Consider the following 18,903-nt stretch of genomic DNA (forward strand, 5'->3'; position numbering starts at 1 on the left):
GCCGGCTCAGACGACGAGCTTTCGCGAAGGCGCGGGCACGGCAGCCGAGGCGGTTTCCTGCTGATAAGGACCACCGCGCAACAATCTGCACAGGGCCCACTCTCACCTCAGATGGCGTCGTACCTCGGCTGTGAACTGCATAACGCCACTGCGCTCCAGCAGGGCCAGCACACCGGGAACAGTGGTCGGCTCTCTGCGGTAAGAGGCAGCTTGTTGCTCTAATACGCCTATGGTCAGCCCTGGGTACAGGTCCAGTTGGTCGAGTAGGAAATCATCAGGGGTGACGGCGAGGATGTCATACGGCTTCAGCGCGACATCCGGGAAGTCCTTGACGTTGAAGGTGACCACTACCTCGGCGTTTGCCCGTACGGCCGCGGCCAAGACGTGGCGGTCCTTGGGGTCGTTCCCCATCCCGTCGATGAGGAACTCGTAGCCGGCTACCAATGCGTCCGGGAAGGCACCGCTCATCTGCCTGATCCTGCGATCTACCAGGTCAGTAGATATTCCACGCTCAATCAGATTGCGCCTGAGTTCCTCGAGGACGTCAGTAGACCACAGGGGACGGTAGGCCTCGGCCTCAGCCAGACGCAGGAGAGTGTCGGACAGGTAAGCCGGATAGAGGACGCACGTATCAAGGAAAGCGGGGAAGGCCACGAATACCCGCTTTCACCGGGTGTTTTGAGGGGCGGATGTGGCTTCGTACAGCCCGGATTCCTCGGCTTGTGCGGCCATGTCATCGAGTGTCTGCCGACGTTCCCGGCGAGTGCGCTCCTGGTAGTCCAGGACATCGCGAAGCATGACCCGACGGTGGCGCCCGCGCTTGGTGAAGGGGATCTCGCCGTCGACCAGCAGCCGTACCAGAGTAGGCCGGGAGATATTGAGCAGGTCAGCGGCTTCCTGCGTGGTCAGCATGGTGTTGTGCGGAGCGATCGACACCGCCATGCCCTGGGATAGGGCTGCCACGGCATCGCAGAGGACACCATAGAGCTCATCGGGAACCTCGATCTCTGAACCATCCGGACCGACCAGCCTGGCCCGCCCTGGGCGATCCGACTCACCCAGTTCACGAGCAAGCCTGGTCAGCGCCGATCGATCCTCAGGCGGCAGAACCGTACGTTCATGCAGCGTGCTCGACATACCGCCATGATAGCAATATTCGAAAAAAACGAAAACCCTGTCGTTGAGAACCCAAGTACGGCTGCAGCTTCCAGTTCAGGGCGTCTTTGAACTCGGCGCCAGTCGGGGTGCGGATGCAACAAAACCCTGAGCGCTGCCGGGGCTTGTGATGTGTGCACCCCCAAAGTGGGAGCGCCATCTCGTGTCCCTGGAGTCGCTGCTGGTGCCCGCGCCCGCCCACTTCACCCGCTTCCCGTGCTTGCGAGCCGGGACGCTACGGACACCTGGGCGACCTCGGCGTCACGGTATGAGCGGTGGGCGAGAATGCACACCGACCTTACCCTCGTCGGCCTGCCCAACGCGGTGGGCTTTGCCCACCAGTTCACCCGTACCACCCTGCGGCATTTTCCGGTGCGGGAAGTCGTCGATAACGCCGAACTGATCGTCTCCGAACTTCCTACCAACGCCGTCGAGACCACTGGTTTGGCGATGAGTGCACCCATCTCCGCGATCTCACCGCGTCACCTGGTCAACCTGACTCTGAGCATTACCGGGGACCTGCTCCACATCGAGATATGGGACGGCCAAGGCGGCCAGCCCTTCCGCCGTGGCGCCACCAGCCAGGTCGAAAACGAAGGCTGCCGAAGCTTGCTCCTGGTGGAGGCGTTGAGCAGGCAGTGGGGAACGGCGCCGAGCCCGTACGGAGGCAAGATCGTGTGGTGCACGCTCGCCCTGGAGGCTCGGACGGTGAACGGCTCCCCGAAGACCGAAGCGCCGCAGCCGGGGCGGCTTCCCCGTCGCCCGCCGGGCCGCACGCTGGAAGGGCACCACTCCCCTACCGGCCGCATCCGGGGCGGTTCGACGACCTGACCCACCTGTGACCGGACAACCTCGCCCTTCCCGAATGAGCACACTCACACGGCCGTGCTGTTGTGACCACTTTCCAGCGGCGAAAGTGGTCACAACAGCACGGCCGAGACAGAAGCCGGGGCGCCCTCCCGGCAACAGGAACAGCGCCGGGAACACCACCCACCCGGACAGCAAAAAGCCAGACCGTATTGGCCTGGCTTCTGTGGCTCCCGCGACTGGACTCGAACCAGTAACCTGCCGGTTAACAGCCGGCTGCTCTGCCGATTGAGCTACGCGGGATCGGGGTCCCGGCCGCCCGGGAGGAGGTCCCTCGGCGGCACCAGGAAACAGACTAGCGCACCTGGCAGGGTGCTCGTGACAGTTTTCGCTCCCGTGTCCCGCCGCGGCGCCCGGGTGTCTCTCCGCTTTGGGCGCTTGCAGGCGGTAGCGTCGGGATCGTCAGCACCCGTCGAGGTCGAGAGGGAACCATGCGCTACCGGATCACGTTCGCCGCTGGACTCGCCGTCGGGTATGTGCTCGGGGCCAAGGCCGGCAAGGCACGCTACGAGCAGATCGCGCGCGCGGCCCGCCGCATCGGGGAGAGCCCGGCCGTCCAGGAGACCGCGGGGCTTGTCGGTGCGCAGGTCAGTACTGCGAGCAAGGCCATCCGCGTCAAGGTCGGCGAGAAGATCCCGGTGGCCTCGGTCCGGGACTTCCTGGCCCGGCCCACCGAGGAGGAGAGGGCCGAGATGCGAGACAGCGGCCTCAACGGCGCCGGCCCCGGTGAGCCGACCCGCTGATATCCCGCGGACACTAGGGTGAGGGCATGCGATTGTTGCGCTCTCTCACCCTGCCCCGCGAGATCCGCAAACATCTGCGGCTGGCGCGCGGTGAGCGGGTCCTCGCCCACGCGTTGTCCGTGGAGGGCGCCCTCGTGGCGACCACGGACGCGCTGCACCTCCCCGACGGCCACGCCGTGCCGTGGCAGCACATCGACCGCGCCCGCTGGTCCGACGAGGGCCTGCATTTCACCGAGGAGGGCGCCGGCGAACGGTTCTTCGCCGTCGACGAGCCCGGGCGGCTGGCCGAGACCATCCACGAACGGGTGACCGCCACCATTGTGGTGAGCCGGCACGTCCCCTTCGCCGAAGGGAGCACCGCCGCCCAGGGCGCCTCCGTCGAGGGCGGAGACGCCGTCGGCTTCCGGCTGGTCGCCCGCCGCCCGCCGGGCGGAAGCGACATCACCTGGCAGGTCCACATCGACGAGGGGGTCGATCCCGGGGACCCGCGCCTTGAGGAGCAGGTCCCCACCGCCCTTGCCGCCCTCCGCGAACAGATGGGCGTCTGAGCTACCGCCGCCGGTCCAGCCCGCGCGCCAGCGCCTCTGCGAGGTGGCGGGCGGGCCTGCCCGTCTCCTGGGTGATCTGGGTGCGGCAGCTGAAGCCGTCCGCGAGGACCAGCGTCGAAGGGTCGGCACCGCGAACGGCCGGCAGCAGGACGCGCTCCCCCACCGCTTTGGCGATGTCGTAGTGGCCGTCTTCGAACCCGAAGTTGCCGGCCAGCCCGCAGCAGCCGGATTCCAGGACCGTGCCGTCGATCCCGGCGCGTTCCATCAGTTCCCGGTCGGCGTCGAAACCGATGACGGCGTGCTGGTGGCAGTGCACCTGGCTGATCGCCGAGGCGTCCACCTTAGGCGGGCGCCAGTCGGGCGCGTGCTCGGCGAGGAAGGCCGCCAGGGTGTGCACCGACGACGCGACCTGCTCACTCGGCTCCCCCGGCAGCAGCTCCACGAGGTCGGTGCGCAGCGCGGCGGTGCAGCTCGGCTCTAGGCCGACAATGGGGGTGCCCACCGCGACGTGCGGCGCGAGCGCGCGCAGCGCGTGGTGCATGACGCGCCGGGCCACGTTGAGCTGCCCGGTGGACACCCAGGTCAGCCCGCAGCACACCGGGGCATTGGGCAGGACGACGCGGAACCCCGCGTCCTCCAGGACACGCACGGCCGCGATCGGAACCTGCGGGGTGAGGTAGTTGCCGAACGTGTCCGGCCACAGCAGCACGGTTCCCCGCTCTCCCTCGGGGGACCGGTGCCGGCGGAACCAGCGGGTGAAGGTCGTACGGGCGAACCGCGGGATCGCGCGTTCCGGTGCGATCCCGCCCGCCCGCTTGAGCAGCCCGCTGAGGCCGCGGGCGGACGCCGCCCGGTTCACCTCGGCCGGGGCCAGCGCCGCCAGCCGCGCCCAGAGCGGCAGCCACCCCATGGAGTAGTGCGAGGCGGGGCGCAGCCGGCCCTGGTAGTGGTGGTGCAGGAACTCGGCCTTGTAGGTGGCCATGTCCACATTGACCGGGCAGTCGCTGCGGCAGCCCTTGCAGGACAGGCAGAGGTCGAGGCTGTCGCGGACCTCCTCGGAGCGCCAGCCGTCGGTGATGACCTCGCCGTTGACCATCTCGAACAGCATCCGGGCCCGGCCGCGCGTGGAGTGCTTCTCCTCCTGGGTGACCATGTAGCTGGGGCACATCACGCCCGGCCCCTCGTTGCGGCGGCATTTGCCCACACCCACGCAGCGGCGCATGGCCCGGGCGAACTCCCCCCGGTCCTCGGGGTAGGAGAACACGGTCGGCGCCGCGCTGGTGACGGTGGCGACACGCAGGTCGGCGTCGAGGGGCCTCGGATCGACGATGACGCCGGGGTTCATCCGGTTGCGCGGGTCCCAGACGGCCTTGAACGCGGAGAACGCTTCATCAGCTCCTCGCCGTACATCCGGGGCAGCAGCTCGGAGCGGGCCTGGCCGTCGCCGTGCTCCCCGGAGAGTGACCCGCCGTGCTCCACGACCAGGTCGGCGGCGTCCTCCATGAACGTGCGGAAGTCGCGCTGACCCGCGCGCCCGGCCAGGTCGAAGTCGATGCGGATATGGATGCAGCCCTCGCCGAAGTGCCCGTAGGCCACTCCGTTGCGACCGTGCCGCTCCATGAGCCGGTCGAAACCGCGGAGGTAGGATCCCAACCGCTCCGGCGGAACGGCGGCGTCCTCCCAGCCGGGCCAGGCCTCGGTCCCGCCCGGGCCGCGCGTGGCCAGGCCGGAGCCTTCCTCGCGGACCCGCCACAGGGCCTGTGCGCGCGCGGGGTCGGTCACCACGGCCCCGTCCTGCGGGCGCGCCGCTCCCGTCAGATCGCGCAGCAGGGCGTGCCCGGCGGCCACCGCCGCTGCGGCGTCCTCGCCGCCCATCTCCACCATCAGCCAGGCGCGGCCGTCGGGCAGCCGCACCCGGGAGCGCGCCCCCGGGCGGTCCAGCCCGACCACCAGCCGGTCGTTCAGCCCCTCGACCGTCAGCGGGGCGTGGTTGAGCAGCTCGGGAACGGCGTCGGCCGCGGAGGGGGTGTCCGGGTAGCCGAGGACCACGAGCACGCGGGCGGGCGGCGCCTCCACCAACCGCACAGTGGCGCCCAGGACGGTGACGCAGCTGCCCTCGGTCCCGGTGAGCGCGCGGGCGAGGTTCCCCCCGTTCTCCGGCAGCAAATGGTCGAGGCCGTAGCCGGAGACCCGGCGGGAGAACTGCGGCATGCCGGTGCGCAACTCACCCATGTAGGTGTCGGTGAGGTCGCGCAGCGCCGCGTGGATGCGCCCCTCGGGCGTGGGCCGGGCCGCCAGGTCGTCGCGCTGCTCGCGGGACGTGGCGCCCGCGGTCATCCGGACGCCGTCATAGGTCAGCACGTCGAGGGACTCCACGTTGTCGGCGGTGGTGCCCCACGCCACGGAGTGCGACCCGCAGGAGTTGTTCCCGATCATCCCGCCCAGCGTGCACCTGCTGTGCGTGGAGGGGTCGGGGCCGAAGGTCAGGCCGTGCGGCCGGGCGGCGCGGCGGAGGTCGTCCAGGATGACGCCGGGCTGGACCCGGGCCGTCCGGGCAGCGGGATCGAGATCCTCGATCGCGCTGAGGTGGCGGGAGGTGTCGATGACGAGCCCCGCGCCGATGGAGTTCCCGGCGATGCTGGTACCACCGCCGCGCGGGGTCAGGGGGACCCCGTAGGCGTTGCAGGCGGCCACGGCCGCGATCATGTCGTCGACGGTGCGGGGGACGACCACGCCCATCGGGACGTGGCGGTAGTTGGAGGCATCGGCGGTATAGAGGGCGCGGGCCCCTGGTCCGAACGACACCGTTCCGGAGATCTCGGCGCGCAGGGCGCGCTGGAACCCCTCGATGTCGATGTCGTCGTCCATTGCCCCGGAATGCTGCGGATCGGCCATGCCCTAAGCCTGTCGCCCCGCCACCGGGAGTGACAAGCGCCTCGCGTTCCCCACCGGCACATCTTGCGCACCCGGCCGAAAAACCTGACAGAGGATGTCAGTCGGGCGCGGGAGACTGGTTCCCATGACGACGACGTGGCGACAGTTCGCCGACGAAGCGCCCGATCTGGCGGCCGCGGTCCGCGCCCGGTTCGAAGCGGCGAAGCACCATGTTCTGGCCACTCTGCGCAAGGACGGCGCGCCCCGGGTCAGCGGCACAGAGGTCTCCTACCACGGCCCCGACCTCGCCATCGGTTCCATGCCGGGTGCGCTCAAAGCGCGCGACCTGCAGCGCGACGGCAGGTTCGGGCTGCACGCCAACCCCGGCGACGGCTCGATGGAGGGCGGGGACGCCAAGATCTCCGGTATCGCGGTGGAGGTGACGGATCCCGCGGAGCTCGCGGAGTACGCGATGGACGCCCCGCCGGGCCCCTTCCACCTGTTCCGGCTGCTGCTCACCGATGCCGTGGTCACCTCGGTGGAGGAGGACCGGCTCGTCATCCGCGCCTGGCGCCCGGGCAGGGGCGTCACCGAGTTCCGGCGGACATGAGACACCGCGGAGCTACTCCCCGTCCTCCAGCGACTCGTCCATCGCCTCGACCAGCTCGGCGTCGGGGTCCATGTCCAGGTTCCAGAGCATCAGCCCGCCGAGCCCCTCCTTTCGAACGTAGTACCCCTTCTGCGCGACGGTCTCGGGCGTGTCGTAGGACCACCATTCGCCGTCGCTGTAGAGCCAATAGGCGCCGTTCAACGGGTCGTGGAACCGGTGCCCTCCGAGTTCCTCCAGGTCCGCGTAGGCCATGGTGCCCGCACCGTAGTCGCCTTCGGCCGCGTCCTCCGCCGGCGCGAAGCGGCCGAAGTCCTCGCGGGCCACCCCCTCCCAGCCGCGACCGAACCCGGGGAAGCCGAGGATCAGCTTCTCGGGCGGCAGGCCGTAGTCGAGGTACTGTTGCACGGTCTGGTGGACGCTGGCGTCGCTGGGCGCTTCCTCAGGCGAGTAGAGCTGGGAGTGGTGGTCGGTGACGTCGCTCCACGTACCGGTGAAGTCGTAGCCCTGCACCGTGGCGAAGTCGATGGAGTCGAACACTTCGGGCTCGTAGCTCGACTCCATGAGATCCCGGGAGTTGGCCAGCGATACCGTAAGCGTGTAGTCCTCGCCGGTCTCGGATTCCAGATCGTCGAGTTGGCGGCGGAACTCCTCCACGAGGAGGGTGAAGTTGCGCTTGTCCTCCGGTCGTTCGACGTTGCCCTCTTTACCGTTTCCTCCGGGCCACTCCCAATCGAGGTCGATACCGTCGAAGATCCCCTCGGCGACCCCGGCACCGCCTTGGGGTTCGTTGTCGAGAGTCGGGAGGTCGCCGCGCAGCCACAGGTCGATGCAGGAGGAGACGAACTCCTCGCGGGACTCCTCGGTCTGCGCGGCGTTGGAGAAGTAGGTCGACCAGTTCCAGCCGGCCAGGGAGATGCTGGCCCCGAGCCCCGGCTCCTGCTCCTGGAGTTTGCGCAGCTGGTTCAGGCTGCCCGCGAGCGGCTGGTGGTAGTCGTCGGCCTCGCCGTCGACGCTCTCGTCGGCGTTGTAGCGCCGCTGATACATCTCCCAGGGCTGGTCGGCGTCCTCGGGGATGTGGCACCGGCCCTCCTCGCTGACGTCCCCGAACGCCCACATGAGGCGGTTCATCCGCTCGGCTGCCCCGCTCTCGGCCACATCCTTGATCGTGTAGCCCCGGTTCGCCACGTTCCAGTCGGCGAAGTAACCGACCCGTTGCCGTTCGCCGGGCTCGTCGACACCGGTATCGGTGAGCGCGGTGAACGCGCTGAAGAAAAGGGCGCCGAGGACCACGGCCACCACGACCCCGAGCACCATGCTCTTCCTGCTGGCCGCAGGCCGACCCCCCGGCTGCCGCTGCTGAGCTGACATCACCTTTGAAAGTAGCCTTACCCCCGCTGGCGGCGCACGTAGTCGGGTGGAGACGGCCACATCAGGCCGCGATCACCCTGCGAGGAACTCCCATGCGCCCCGGGACGTTGATGAATGTCGGACAACACGCCGCCGTACGGCCCGCCGCCCTTCCCCCGTTTCTATTCCAAGAAGTCCCGCAGTGCCTCCGCACACGACGGGTGGCGCAGCTTGGCCAGCGTCTTCGACTCGATCTGGCGGATGCGCTCCCGTGTCACGCCGAACTCTTGGCCTACCTCCTCCAGGGTACGCGGACGACCGTCGGCCAGCCCGAATCTGAGCCGGAGGATCCGCTGCTCACGTTCGGAAAGTCCGTTGAGGAGGATCGCCAGCTGCTCCTGGAGCAGGATGAACGACGCGGCCTCGACCGGGGTGACGGCATCGGAGTCCTCGATGAAGTCGCCGAAGTCGGAGTCCTCCTCCCTATCGGGGTCTGCAGCGACACCGGCTCCTGGGCGATCTGCTGGATCTCCTGGACGCGCTCGTCCTTGAACCCCAGTTCCCTGGAGAGTTCGTCGGGTGTCGGTTCCCGGCCGAGCTCCTGGTGGAGCTGGCGTTGCACCCGCAGCAGCCGGTTGATGGTCTCGACCATGTGCACCGGAATGCGGATCGTGCGCGCCTGGTCGGCGATGGCGCGGGTGATGGCCTGGCGGATCCACCAGGTCGCGTACGTGGAGAACTTGAATCCTCTGGCGTAGTCGAACTTCTCGACGGCGCGGATCAGACCGAGGTTGCCCTCCTGGACCAGGTCCAGGAAGAGCAGCCCGCGGCCGACATACCGCTTGGCGATGGAGACGACGAGCCGAAGGTTCGCCTCGATCAGGCGGTGTTTGGCCTGCTCGCCCTCTGCGACCAGGAATTCCAGGTCGTCGATGCGCTGCGGGGACACCTGTGCCGGGACGGCCGCGTTGCGCGCGTCGTGAAGTTTCTTGTCGGCGAACAGGCCGACCTCGATCGTCTTGGCGAGTTCCACTTCTTCTTCTGCCGTGAGGAGCGGAACACGACCGATCTCGCGCAGATAGGTGCGAACAAGGTCGCTGGCGGCGGTTTTCCGACCGGGCTCGGGGACGGGGGCCGGCCGGTCGTTCGCGGCGGGGTCGACGACGTCCACCCCCTGCCGGACGAGACCGCGGAGTACCTGGTCCAAGGACTCGGGCGGGGCGTTCAGGTGCTCCAGGGCGGAGGCGACGTCGGCCACGGTCACCACGCCCCCGGAATCCCCGACCAGGTGCGCCACCTGACGGATCGGTGGTATTTCGCTGGGCAGCACCGATAGAGCCACCCTCAGTGTGCCCGCTCATGGGGCGCGATAGAGAGAGTCAATTTTGTCACCGCTGTGTTACGTGGTGCCGCCAACCCCGTCGCGCATGAGTCGTCGCTGCTGCTCAACCGCCATCAGCTCAGCGAATACCCGTTGGTATTCCTCTGGGTCGGCGGACGGATCCAGCCGCCCCAGGCGGGATTTCAGGTTTGCCACCTGGCGATTGATGGAATGAGATTTGATCGTGCCGAATATCTCCCGGGCATAGTGCTCATCGGGTTCTCCATAGATTTCGAGCTCTTCCACCGCCAATTGAGTGACGAACGCGCGCTGGGTTTCGTTGGGGGCCGCCTCGCGCAGCCGGACCGCCCACTGGGCGACGGCCTCCACCGCCGCCACCCCGCCTTGGGCGCGGATCAGCTCCCGCACCGCGCGGTGCTGCGGCACGGTGAACGCCTCGGGGCCGATCGTGTCGAACTCACCGGCCAGGTACGGGTACTGCAGGGCCATCTTCAGCACCTGCCGTTCCAGCTGCACCAACGGGTCGCGCAGGTCGTAAGGGGCGTAGTCGGCGGCGCCGGGCGGCTCGGCAGGGGCCCTGCGGTGCCCGGTGCCGCGGCTCCGGCGGCTGCTGCGCATGTGCTGCGCCACCCGCCGCTGCACGAACTCCTCGTCCATGATGCCCAGCCAGTGGTCCAGGTTCACCCCGTAGAGCTTGCGCACGCCCTCGTTCCGGATGCTCGCCACGATCTCTGCCGCGGCGTCCAGGCCGGCCATGCGGCCTTCCGGGGTGTCGAGGTCGTACTGCTCGATCACGTTGCGGATCATGAACTCGTACAGCGGCTTCTTGGCCTCGACGAGGTCGACGACCGCGCCGTCGCCGTGCCGCAGGCGGAGGTCGCAGGGGTCCAGACCGTCGGGCTGGACCGCGACGAACGTCTCGGAGGCGAACCCGTGCTCCTCGGCGAAGGCGCGTACCGCGGCCTTCTGCCCGGCCACATCGCCGTCGAAGGTGAACACCACCTTCCCCCCCTGGTTGGACCGGCCGAGAAGCATCCTGCGCAGGATCTTCAGGTGTTCCTCGCCGAACGAGGTGCCGCAGGTGGCCACGGCGGTGCGCACACCGGCCAGGTGGCAGGCCATGACATCGGTGTAGCCCTCGACGATGACGGCCTGGCGCTCGCGTGAGATGTCGCGCTTGGCGAGATCCAGCCCGTAGAGCAGGTGTCCCTTCTTGAAGACGGGGGTCTCGGGTGTGTTGAGGTACTTGGGTCCGTCGTCGTCGGAGGCGAGCTTGCGCGCACCGAACCCGACGACCTCGCCGGTGACCTCGCGTACCGGCCACAGCAGCCGGTTGCGGAACTTGTCGTAGGCGCCGCGGCGCCCCTGGCCGGCCAGGCCGGCGGTGATGATCTCCTTGTCGGTGAACCCCTTCTGCCGCAGGTGGGAGGTGAGTGCCTCCCAACCGGACGGAGCGAAGCCCAGGCCGAAGTGGTCGGCATCGGCACGGGTGAAACCGCGCTCGCTGAGGAAACGCCGCGCCGCGAGCGCCTCGGAGGAGAGCAGTCGTCCGGCGTAGAACCCGGCCGCGGCCTTGTTCGCTTCGAGCAGCCGCTGCCGCTGCCCCTGGTCGCCGGGCGAGGTGTAGCCGCCCTGCTCGTAGCGGAGCCGCACGCCCGCATGCTGGGCCAGGCTCTCGACGGCCTCGGTGAAGCTCAGGTGCTCGATCCGCTGGATGAAGGTGATGACATCGCCGCCCTCGCCGCATCCGAAGCAGTACCAGAGGTTCCGCGACGGGGTGACGTTGAACGAGGGCGACTTCTCGTCGTGGAACGGGCAGAGGCCCTTGAAAGAGCCGCCCCCCGCGCTGCGAAGCTGCAGGTACTCCTCCACCACCTCGGCGATGGGCGAACGTTCGCGCACGAGCGCGACATCTTCGTCTCTGATCCGACCGGCCACAGTAAATCAGGGTAGTGATCCCCTGCGACCGTCCGGCAACGGGAAACCCCTCCGGTGGACAACCGTCCCGGAACCGCAACCCGCGAACGGCGGCGGTAATCGAAGCGCGGACGCTGAACGTCCTATCCGGTGAGGCGGGCGGGCGCTTTTCGATTCTAGGGGCACAGAGCACCCGTCCGCCGTTCACGGGCCGGCCCCGCCGGGCGCATCGATCAGCCCGACCAGCAGGCGTATGCTGCGCTGGCCCACTTCCCCGAAGTCCTGGGAGACCGTGGTCAGCGGCGGCGTGAAGAACTCCGCCTCGGGGATGTCGTCGAACCCGACGACGCTCACATCGCGGGGAACCCGCACCCCCGAATCACCGAGGGCGCGCAGCGCTCCCAGCGCCATCTGGTCGTTGGCCACGAAGATCGCCGTGACATCGCCGTCGTCGGTCAACCGCCGGGCCAGCTCGTATCCGGCTTTCGGGTGCCGGTCCCCGTACAGGGGCTCCGGGACGCGCACACCGGCCTCCTGCAGGGCGTGGCACCATCCGTGCACACGGTCCTCGGCCTCCAGCCAGTCGCGCGGCCCCGCGATGTGGTGAACGGTACGGTGGCCGAGGTCGAGCAGGTGACGCGTCGCAAGGTAGGCGCCACCGTACTGGTCGACGCAGACGACCGGCAGGTCCGGCGCCTCGCCGCCCTCGACGGCGACGACCGGGCGCCCGTACGGCAGGTCCGCCGGCCCGTCCACCACGGCGCGCTGCGGCGCGATCACGATGTAGCCCTCGACCGGCTGCTGGGCGAGGTAGTCCATCGCCTCCCGCACCGCCTGGCGGGTCACGGTCTGCAGGGTGACGACGCTGAGGAAGTACCCGGCGGCCCTGGCGGCGCGCTCAATGCCCCCCAGGGTGCCGGCCGGACCGTGGAGCGTGGGATCGAAGGCGACGACCCCGATGACGCCGATGCGCCGGGGGACCAGCGCCCGCGCCGAGGAGTTGCGGCGGTACCCCAGCTCCTCGATCTCCGTCTGAACCCGAGCCCGGGTCTCGGCCCTGACGTTCGGATGCCCGTTCAGCACGCGGGAGACGGTCTGGTGCGAGACCTAGGCAAGCCGGGCGACGTCCGCCATGACGGGGGCCGCCCATTCGATACCGGCATCCGGCGCCCTCAGGAACGTCGGGGAAACGTCGACGTGACGTAGCCGACATTGTTAGCGCTAACACAAAAGAGCGCCAAGGGATGCTCCGCGCCGCTTGCCCGCGGTGCGCAGAACGGGAATCGGCCTCCACCACGCACGACAGGAGCGCCTGGGCCGGTGTTCCGATGAACCGCAGCCGGTGAATCGACGTTTCCTACTGAAAGGGCTAGGCGTGTGCCACGACCGACCGTGGAATGTGACACCTGCGCCTCGGGGGAGTGCTGCGCAGGTACAGCCCGAGGAAGAGTTCACGAGAGGAAGCCCGATGCCCAAGGTGATGAGCGGTGCCCGCTCTGTCCGCACTTACCCCGTTCTCATGGCGCTGGCCCTCGCGGTCACGACATCCGGTTGCGCGGGCGGCTCCCAGGCGAGCACGAGCGAGCAGGACGAAGGCGCCCCTTCCGACAACAACGCCCCCGAGGACAGCCTGGAAGAGCACCCCCTCCTTGAGACGTCGGCCGACGAGGCGCCGTCCGTGGAGCTCAAAGCCGAACCCGACACCTACAACGGCTGGAACCTCCGCCTGCTGACGGAGAACTTCGAGTTCACACCCGAGGATATCGGCGACGAGGCGCGCGACGGCGCGGGGCACGGCCACCTCTACATCAACGGCGAGAAGTACATGCGGGTGTACAGCGAGTGGGCCCACCTGCCCGCCGCCGCCGTGCCCGAGGGAGAGCACGTCCTGGTCATGACACTGAACGCCAACGACCACTCCACCTGGGCGGTCGACGGCCAGCCCATACAGGCCGAGACACAGGTCACCGGAACCGGAGTCAGCGAGGGGCAGAACCACGACCACTAGGGCCGGGGGCGCTCCCCTTCCGCGGCACGGGACCACGCCCCGGGGCTACCCCACCAATCGGGCGTGCCAGGCCGTCGCGGAGGTGTCGGTCAGGGAGGCCACCTGGTCGATGACCACCCGCAGGGCGGCCGCGTCGTCGGCGGCTCGTTCGTAGTCGGCGCGGAAGGGGCTCTCGAGGGTCTCAGGAGCGCCGAGCCGGACGGCCGCCACCAGTTCGGCGACCATCTCGCGCTCGCGGGCCTGGTACTCGCGGGCCTCCGATCGCGCCATCACGTAGTGCACAGCGAGTGCCTTGAGCAGTGAGCATTCGAGCAGGGTGCGGCGCGGGACCACCAGGTTCGCGGCGTAGCGGGTGAGCCGCGCCGCACCCGACGCCTCGCGGGTGGCCTGCTCGGCCGCCCGGCAGAAACGGCCGATCAGCTCACTGGTCAGGTTCTTCAGCGCCGCGAGTGAGCGCATGTCCCCACTGAACTCGCGCGGCCAGAACGGCGCGGCCACGAGATCGGTGAACGCCTCCTCCAGCTCGCCGGCCCCGGCGTCGGTGGACTCGCGGGCGGCGAGCGCGCACACCTCCGCGCGTTCGGCCGGGTCGCGCAGTGCGGTCAGCCGGATCAGCCCGGCGTAGAGCCCGTCCTCCAGGTCGTGCACCGAGTAGGCGACGTCGTCGGCCCAGTCCATGACCTGGGCCTCGAAACAGGTGCGGTGCTCCTCGACGCCGTCGCGGATCCAGTCGAAGACCTCGGAGTCGTCGGGATAGCAGTTGAACTTGCGGGTCGCTCCCCCGTGCCCGCGCCGCCAGGGGTACTTGAGGGTGGCGTCCAGGGTCGCCCGGGTGAGGTTCAGCCCCGCGCTGTGCCCGTTCTCGCCGAGGACCTTGCCCTCCAGCCGGGTGAGCAGCCGCAGGCTCTGCGCGTTGCCCTCGAACCCGCCGCACGCCGCGGCGGCGGTGTCCAGGGCCTTCTCCCCGTTGTGTCCGAACGGGGGGTGGCCCAGGTCGTGGGCCAGGCACGCGGCCTCCACCAGGTCGGGGTCGCATCCCAGGGCCGCGCCGAGTTCCCGGCCGATCTGGGCGCACTCCAGCGAATGGGTGAGGCGGGTGCGCGGGAAATCGCTCGCGCCGGGCTGCACCACCTGGGTCTTGGCCGCCAGCCGGCGCAGGGCGAAACTGTGCAGCACTCGGGCGCGGTCGCGTTCGAACGGGCCGCGGTCCCTGCTCTTGGGCGGCTCGGCGGCCCAGCGTTCGCGTGCGTGGGCCCCGTATCCGGGCAGTGGTGGCGATGACATGATCACCTATGACTGTACGCACGGGGACCGACAGGAACAGAGCGGGACGGCGCGATGGCGGCGGCACTCCGCGCCGGCGGGCCCGGGGCCGGTCCGCGCTCAGGCCGCCTCGACGGTGATATCGCTGCTGTCGCCGAAGATCCAGTAGTACCAGAGCGAGGCGGTCTCCCGGGTGATGTACCAGAGCTGGGTCTCGCGCTCCTGTACCGCGGGCCCCGACCTCGCCGGCGAGGTCGCCGCCTCGATCCCGAGGTCGCCGGCGATCTGGCGCGACCTCAGGCTGTGCCAGGGATCGGAGACGATCACCGCGCTCTCCCACTCCCGCTGCTGGAACACGTGCGCCACGGCCTCGAAGCTCCGCAGGGTGTCGCTACCCTCGCCGATGGCGACGAGCTGTTCGGCGGGCACACCCACCTGGATCAGCCAGTCGCGGCCGGAACCCCCCTCGGTGTAGTTGTCGCCGGGCTGGTTTCCGCCCACGGTGACGATCACCGGTGCGACCCCGGCCTGGTACAGCTCGGCCGCGTGTTGCAGCCGGGCCTCGAAGATGGGAGACGGCCTGCCGTTGTACTGGCTGGCGCCGAGTACCACGATCGCGTCGGAGCTGGGGCGCTCGTCCTGGCGCGCGGTGTGCCACACCCACCCCCAACTGGCGGCGGGGACGAGAAAGGCGATCAGCGCGATCAGCGCGACAAGCCGGCGGATCCGGAACCGCCTGCGGCGCGGGTGTGTCAGAACGGGCCTCCGGGGAGGGGCGGAGGGCGGCTCGTCGTCGGCCGCCCCGAGGTCCGGGTAGTCCGCGCGGGAGAACGCACGGGTGCGGGCGGCGGCATCCGGTTCCGGCCACCCGCCGTCCACAGGGGCGCCCTCGGAGACGGGGCGGACGAATCGCCGTGTCCGGTGCCGGTCAGAATTCCCACGGGCGAAAGAGAGCGTCGCATCCGCCGAAGAGCCGAGAGAATGGTCTTCCGGTGGCTCCTCGCCACGTTCTTCCCCCGCTGTCCGCACCTCTCACCCCCTGTACTGATGACTGGATCCGACCGACGATAACCGACCTCGCGGGAGATGACGTCTCAGCACCGCACAAGGTTCCGCGTCCTTGGCCGGCACTTTCCGACGGGAACAGGGTACGTTCTGCCGCCCATCATGTGCAGGTCAAGCATACATCACGAAAGAGTTACGGAATCTTCGTGTTTCGGTCAGTGCCATCGCCTGTCAGGGCAAAGGAGTGCCCGGCGCCGCGAACCGGCGCCGGGCACTCCGCGCGAGGTGCTCACTCCTCGACCGCGGCCCGCCCCGCCTCAAGCCGGGCCACCGGTACCCGGAACGGCGAGCAGGACACGTAGTCCAGCCCCGCCGAATGGAAGAAGTGCACCGACGCCGGGTCGCCGCCGTGCTCTCCGCAGATGCCGAGCTTGATGTCCGGCCGGGCGGCGCGTCCCTCCTCGACCGCTATGTTGATCAACCGTCCCACGCCGCCGGTGTCGAGGGTCTCGAACGGGGAGATCCCGAACACCCCCTTCTCCAGGTAGGCGGAGAAGAACGACGCCTCCACGTCGTCGCGTGAGAAGCCCCACACGGTCTGGGTGAGGTCGTTGGTGCCGAAGGAGAAGAACTCCGCGCTCTCCGCGATCTGCCCGGCCGTCAGCGCGGCACGCGGCAGCTCGATCATCGTGCCGACCGGGAAGTCCAACTCGACGCCGTACTCCTGGCCGACCTCGCGCAGCACCCGCAGCGACTCCTCGCGGATGATCTCCAGCTCCTGCACGGTCCCCACGAGCGGGATCATCACCTCGGGGCGGGGGTTGCCGCCCTGCCTGATCCGCTCGGCCGCGGCCTGCGCGATCGCACGCACCTGCATGGTGAACAGGCCGGGCACCACAAGGCCGAGGCGCACACCGCGCAGCCCCAGCATCGGGTTCTGTTCGTGCAGCTTGTGCACGGCCTGCAGCAGCCGCAGGTCGTTCTCGTGCTTCTCGCCCCGGGCCTCGGCCACCGCCACGCGCACCGACAGCTCGGTGATGTCGGGCAGGAACTCGTGCAGCGGCGGGTCGAGCAGTCGGACGGTCACGGGCAGCCCCTCCATCGAACCGAGGATGCCGACGAAGTCCTCGCGCTGCAGCGGCAGCAGCGCGGAAAGGGACTCCTCCTGCTCCTTCTCGGTATCGGCGAGGATGAGGCGCTCGACGAGCTGCCGGCGGTCGCCGAGGAACATGTGCTCGGTACGGCACAGCCCGACCCCCTGGGCTCCCATCCGGCGGGCGCGCGCGGCGTCGTCGGCGGTGTCGGCGTTGGCCCGCACCTCCAGCCGGCGGGCGGCGTCGACGAAGCGCATGATGCGGTGCACCGCGCGTACCAGGTCGTCGGCCTGGGCGGAGGTGGGGTCGATCTCGCCTTCGAAGTAGCGCACGACCGGCGAGGCGACGACCGGCACCTCGCCGAGGAAGATCTGCCACTGGTGCCGTCGATGGAGACGACGTCGCCCTCGTTGATCACCTCGCCGCCCGGAGCGGCCAGCCGACGGTTCTTGGTGTCGATGTCGAACTCCTCGGCGCCGCAGACACAGGTCTTGCCCATGCCGCGGGCGACCACGGCGGCGTGCGAGGTCTTACCGCCCCGGCTGGTGAGGATGCCCTGCGCGGCGATCATCCCTTCGAGGTCGTCGGGGTTGGTCTCGCGGCGGCACAGGATGACGCTCTCTCCGCTGCGCGACCACTTGATCGCGGTGTAGGAGTCGAAGACGGCCCTGCCGACGGCGGCGCCCGGCGAGGCGTTCATGCCGCGGCCGAGGAAGTGGCGCTCGGCCCGCTCGTCGAACCGCGGGAACATCAACTGGGCGAGCTGGTCGCCGGTGACCCGGCCGACGGCTTCGCTGAGCGTGATCATGCCCTGGTCGACGAGCTGATCGGCGATCCGGAACGCCGCGGCGGCGGTGCGCTTGCCGACGCGGGTCTGCAGCATCCACAGCTTGCCGCGCTCGATGGTGAACTCGATGTCGCACAGGTCGCGGTAGTGGTTCTCCAGCTTCTCCATGATCGACTGGAGCTCACCGTAGCTCTTCTTGTCGATCTGCTCCAGATCGCCGAGCGGAACCGTGTTCCGGATGCCGGCGACGACATCCTCTCCCTGCGCGTTCTGCAGGTAGTCGCCGTAGACCCCCTGCTGGCCGGACGCGGGGTCACGGGTGAAGGCGACCCCGGTGCCGGAGTCCATGCCCATGTTGCCGAAGACCATCGAGCAGACGTTGACCGCGGTGCCGGCCTCGGGGGGGATGCGCTCCTGGCGGCGGTAGAGAACGGCGCGCGGGGCGTTCCAGGACTCGAAGACCGCCTTGATCGCCAGGTCCATCTGCCCGCGCGGGTCGGTCGGGAACGGATGGCCGGTCTGCTCGGCCACGATGTCCTTGAAGACCTCCACGAGGCTCCGGAAGTCCGCGGCGTCGAGCTCAAGGTCGTTGGTGATGCCCTTGGCGCGTTTCGCCTCCTCGATGGCGTCCTCGAAGAGCTCGCCGTCGATGTCCTGCACGGTCTTGCCGAACATCTGGATAAGGCGGCGGTAGGAGTCCCACGCGAAGCGGTCGTCGCCGGCCTGCTCAGCCAGGCCGTGCACGGACTCGTCGTTGAGACCGATGTTGAGGACGGTCTCCATCATCCCGGGCATCGAGAATCTGGCGCCGGAACGCACACTGACCAGCAGCGGGTCGTCGGCCTGACCGAGTTTCTTGCCCATCTGGGCTTCGAGGGCGCTCAGCTTCCGCTCGATCTCGGCGTCCAGCCTTCGGGCAGCCGACCGTGTTCAAGGTAGTGCTGGCAGGCCTCGGTGGTGATGGTGAACCCCGGCGGAACCGGGAGACCCAGGTTGGTCATCTCCGCGAGGTTCGCGCCCTTACCGCCGAGGAGATCTTTGAGATCCTTGTTGCCCTCGGTGAACTCGTATACGTACTTGGGCACGGGAAGCTCCTTTTCACGGCCGTCTGACCTTGAATGGGCGCGACTCTATCCATCTTGCCTCGCACGAGCTTGCCACCACATCGATGTACCGATATTTCAGCAGCTCACAGACATCAAACTGGTGTAGACCAATGGTCCACCCAGAGGTATCGAGAGGCCTTGGTCACAACGGTGCCCCGAAAGCAACCGAAAAGCCAACAGACCAGGCCAGAGGCACTTAACTGAACCGTAACAGGCAAAGGGGCGATCTCTGGTCCA

11 protein-coding genes, 1 tRNA gene and 4 pseudogenes are annotated in these 18,903 nt (G+C 68.9%); 5 read left to right on the forward strand and 11 right to left on the reverse strand.

The features are described 5' to 3' along the window. Nucleotides 1-102 precede the first annotated feature (102 nt). On the reverse strand, nucleotides 103-654 hold the full coding sequence (locus VS93_RS06125) for a PIN domain-containing protein (protein WP_046469038.1): 552 nt from the start codon (nucleotides 652-654) through the stop codon (nucleotides 103-105). Between the two features lie 12 nt (nucleotides 655-666). Further along, the gene (locus VS93_RS31115; protein ID WP_236700371.1) at nucleotides 667-963 is read right to left on the reverse strand and encodes a helix-turn-helix domain-containing protein; all 297 of its coding nucleotides are present in this window, start codon (nucleotides 961-963) and stop codon (nucleotides 667-669) included. Nucleotides 964-1,440: 477 nt separating this feature from the next. Here VS93_RS31115 and VS93_RS06135 point away from each other — a divergent pair, with 477 nt between their 5' ends. Then, entirely contained in the window at nucleotides 1,441-1,986 is a 546-nt protein-coding gene (locus tag VS93_RS06135; RefSeq protein ID WP_046469040.1) for an ATP-binding protein, read from the forward strand. 203 nt (nucleotides 1,987-2,189) lie between these two features. On the opposite strand, the gene VS93_RS06140 is transcribed toward VS93_RS06135, so the two are convergent. Further along, a tRNA-Asn gene (locus VS93_RS06140) sits at nucleotides 2,190-2,265 on the reverse strand. Between the two features lie 188 nt (nucleotides 2,266-2,453). Between VS93_RS06140 and VS93_RS06145 the strand changes: the two genes are divergently transcribed. Beyond that, entirely contained in the window at nucleotides 2,454-2,765 is a 312-nt protein-coding gene (locus tag VS93_RS06145) for a hypothetical protein (RefSeq protein WP_046469041.1), read from the forward strand. Nucleotides 2,766-2,791: 26 nt separating this feature from the next. After that, on the forward strand, nucleotides 2,792-3,313 hold the full coding sequence (locus VS93_RS06150; protein WP_046469042.1) for a hypothetical protein: 522 nt from the start codon (nucleotides 2,792-2,794) through the stop codon (nucleotides 3,311-3,313). Nucleotide 3,314: 1 nt separating this feature from the next. On the opposite strand, the pseudogene VS93_RS06155 reads toward VS93_RS06150, so the two are convergent. Next, nucleotides 3,315-6,208, reverse strand: a pseudogene (locus VS93_RS06155) (FAD-binding and (Fe-S)-binding domain-containing protein). A gap of 124 nt (nucleotides 6,209-6,332) precedes the next feature. Here VS93_RS06155 and VS93_RS06160 point away from each other — a divergent pair. Continuing rightward, nucleotides 6,333-6,797: a pyridoxamine 5'-phosphate oxidase family protein gene (locus tag VS93_RS06160; RefSeq protein WP_046469043.1), complete on the forward strand. Its 465-nt coding sequence runs from the start codon at nucleotides 6,333-6,335 to the stop codon at nucleotides 6,795-6,797. 12 nt (nucleotides 6,798-6,809) lie between these two features. Here VS93_RS06160 and VS93_RS06165 read toward each other — a convergent pair whose 3' ends face one another. From VS93_RS06165 to VS93_RS06180, 4 genes and pseudogenes are all read right to left on the reverse strand, one after another. Further along, nucleotides 6,810-8,165 carry a glycoside hydrolase family 18 protein gene (locus tag VS93_RS06165; RefSeq protein ID WP_173434268.1) on the reverse strand — a complete coding sequence of 452 codons (1,356 nt, stop codon included), beginning with the start codon at nucleotides 8,163-8,165 and terminating at the stop codon, nucleotides 6,810-6,812. Between the two features lie 161 nt (nucleotides 8,166-8,326). After that, nucleotides 8,327-9,474, reverse strand: a pseudogene (rpoD, locus tag VS93_RS06170) (RNA polymerase sigma factor RpoD). A gap of 69 nt (nucleotides 9,475-9,543) precedes the next feature. Beyond that, nucleotides 9,544-11,424 carry a DNA primase gene (dnaG, locus tag VS93_RS06175; RefSeq protein WP_046469044.1) on the reverse strand — a complete coding sequence of 627 codons (1,881 nt, stop codon included), beginning with the start codon at nucleotides 11,422-11,424 and terminating at the stop codon, nucleotides 9,544-9,546. 183 nt (nucleotides 11,425-11,607) lie between these two features. Then, nucleotides 11,608-12,537, reverse strand: a pseudogene (locus VS93_RS06180) (LacI family DNA-binding transcriptional regulator). A gap of 334 nt (nucleotides 12,538-12,871) precedes the next feature. On the opposite strand from VS93_RS06180, the gene VS93_RS06185 reads away from it, so the two are divergent. Next, nucleotides 12,872-13,411 (forward strand): hypothetical protein, encoded by a 540-nt coding sequence (locus VS93_RS06185; protein WP_052745564.1) that lies wholly within the window; start codon nucleotides 12,872-12,874, stop codon nucleotides 13,409-13,411. 45 nt (nucleotides 13,412-13,456) lie between these two features. On the opposite strand, the gene VS93_RS06190 is transcribed toward VS93_RS06185, so the two are convergent. From VS93_RS06190 to ppdK, 3 genes and pseudogenes are all read right to left on the reverse strand, one after another. Next, the gene (locus tag VS93_RS06190; RefSeq protein ID WP_046469045.1) at nucleotides 13,457-14,695 is read right to left on the reverse strand and encodes a deoxyguanosinetriphosphate triphosphohydrolase; all 1,239 of its coding nucleotides are present in this window, start codon (nucleotides 14,693-14,695) and stop codon (nucleotides 13,457-13,459) included. 99 nt (nucleotides 14,696-14,794) lie between these two features. Beyond that, on the reverse strand, nucleotides 14,795-15,703 hold the full coding sequence (locus tag VS93_RS06195) for a YdcF family protein (RefSeq protein ID WP_046469046.1): 909 nt from the start codon (nucleotides 15,701-15,703) through the stop codon (nucleotides 14,795-14,797). Nucleotides 15,704-15,968: 265 nt separating this feature from the next. Next, nucleotides 15,969-18,645, reverse strand: a pseudogene (ppdK, locus tag VS93_RS06200) (pyruvate, phosphate dikinase). Nucleotides 18,646-18,903 lie beyond the last annotated feature (258 nt).

This window comes from Allosalinactinospora lopnorensis (assembly GCF_000981225.1).
Lineage (GTDB): Bacteria > Actinomycetota > Actinomycetes > Streptosporangiales > Streptosporangiaceae > Allosalinactinospora > Allosalinactinospora lopnorensis.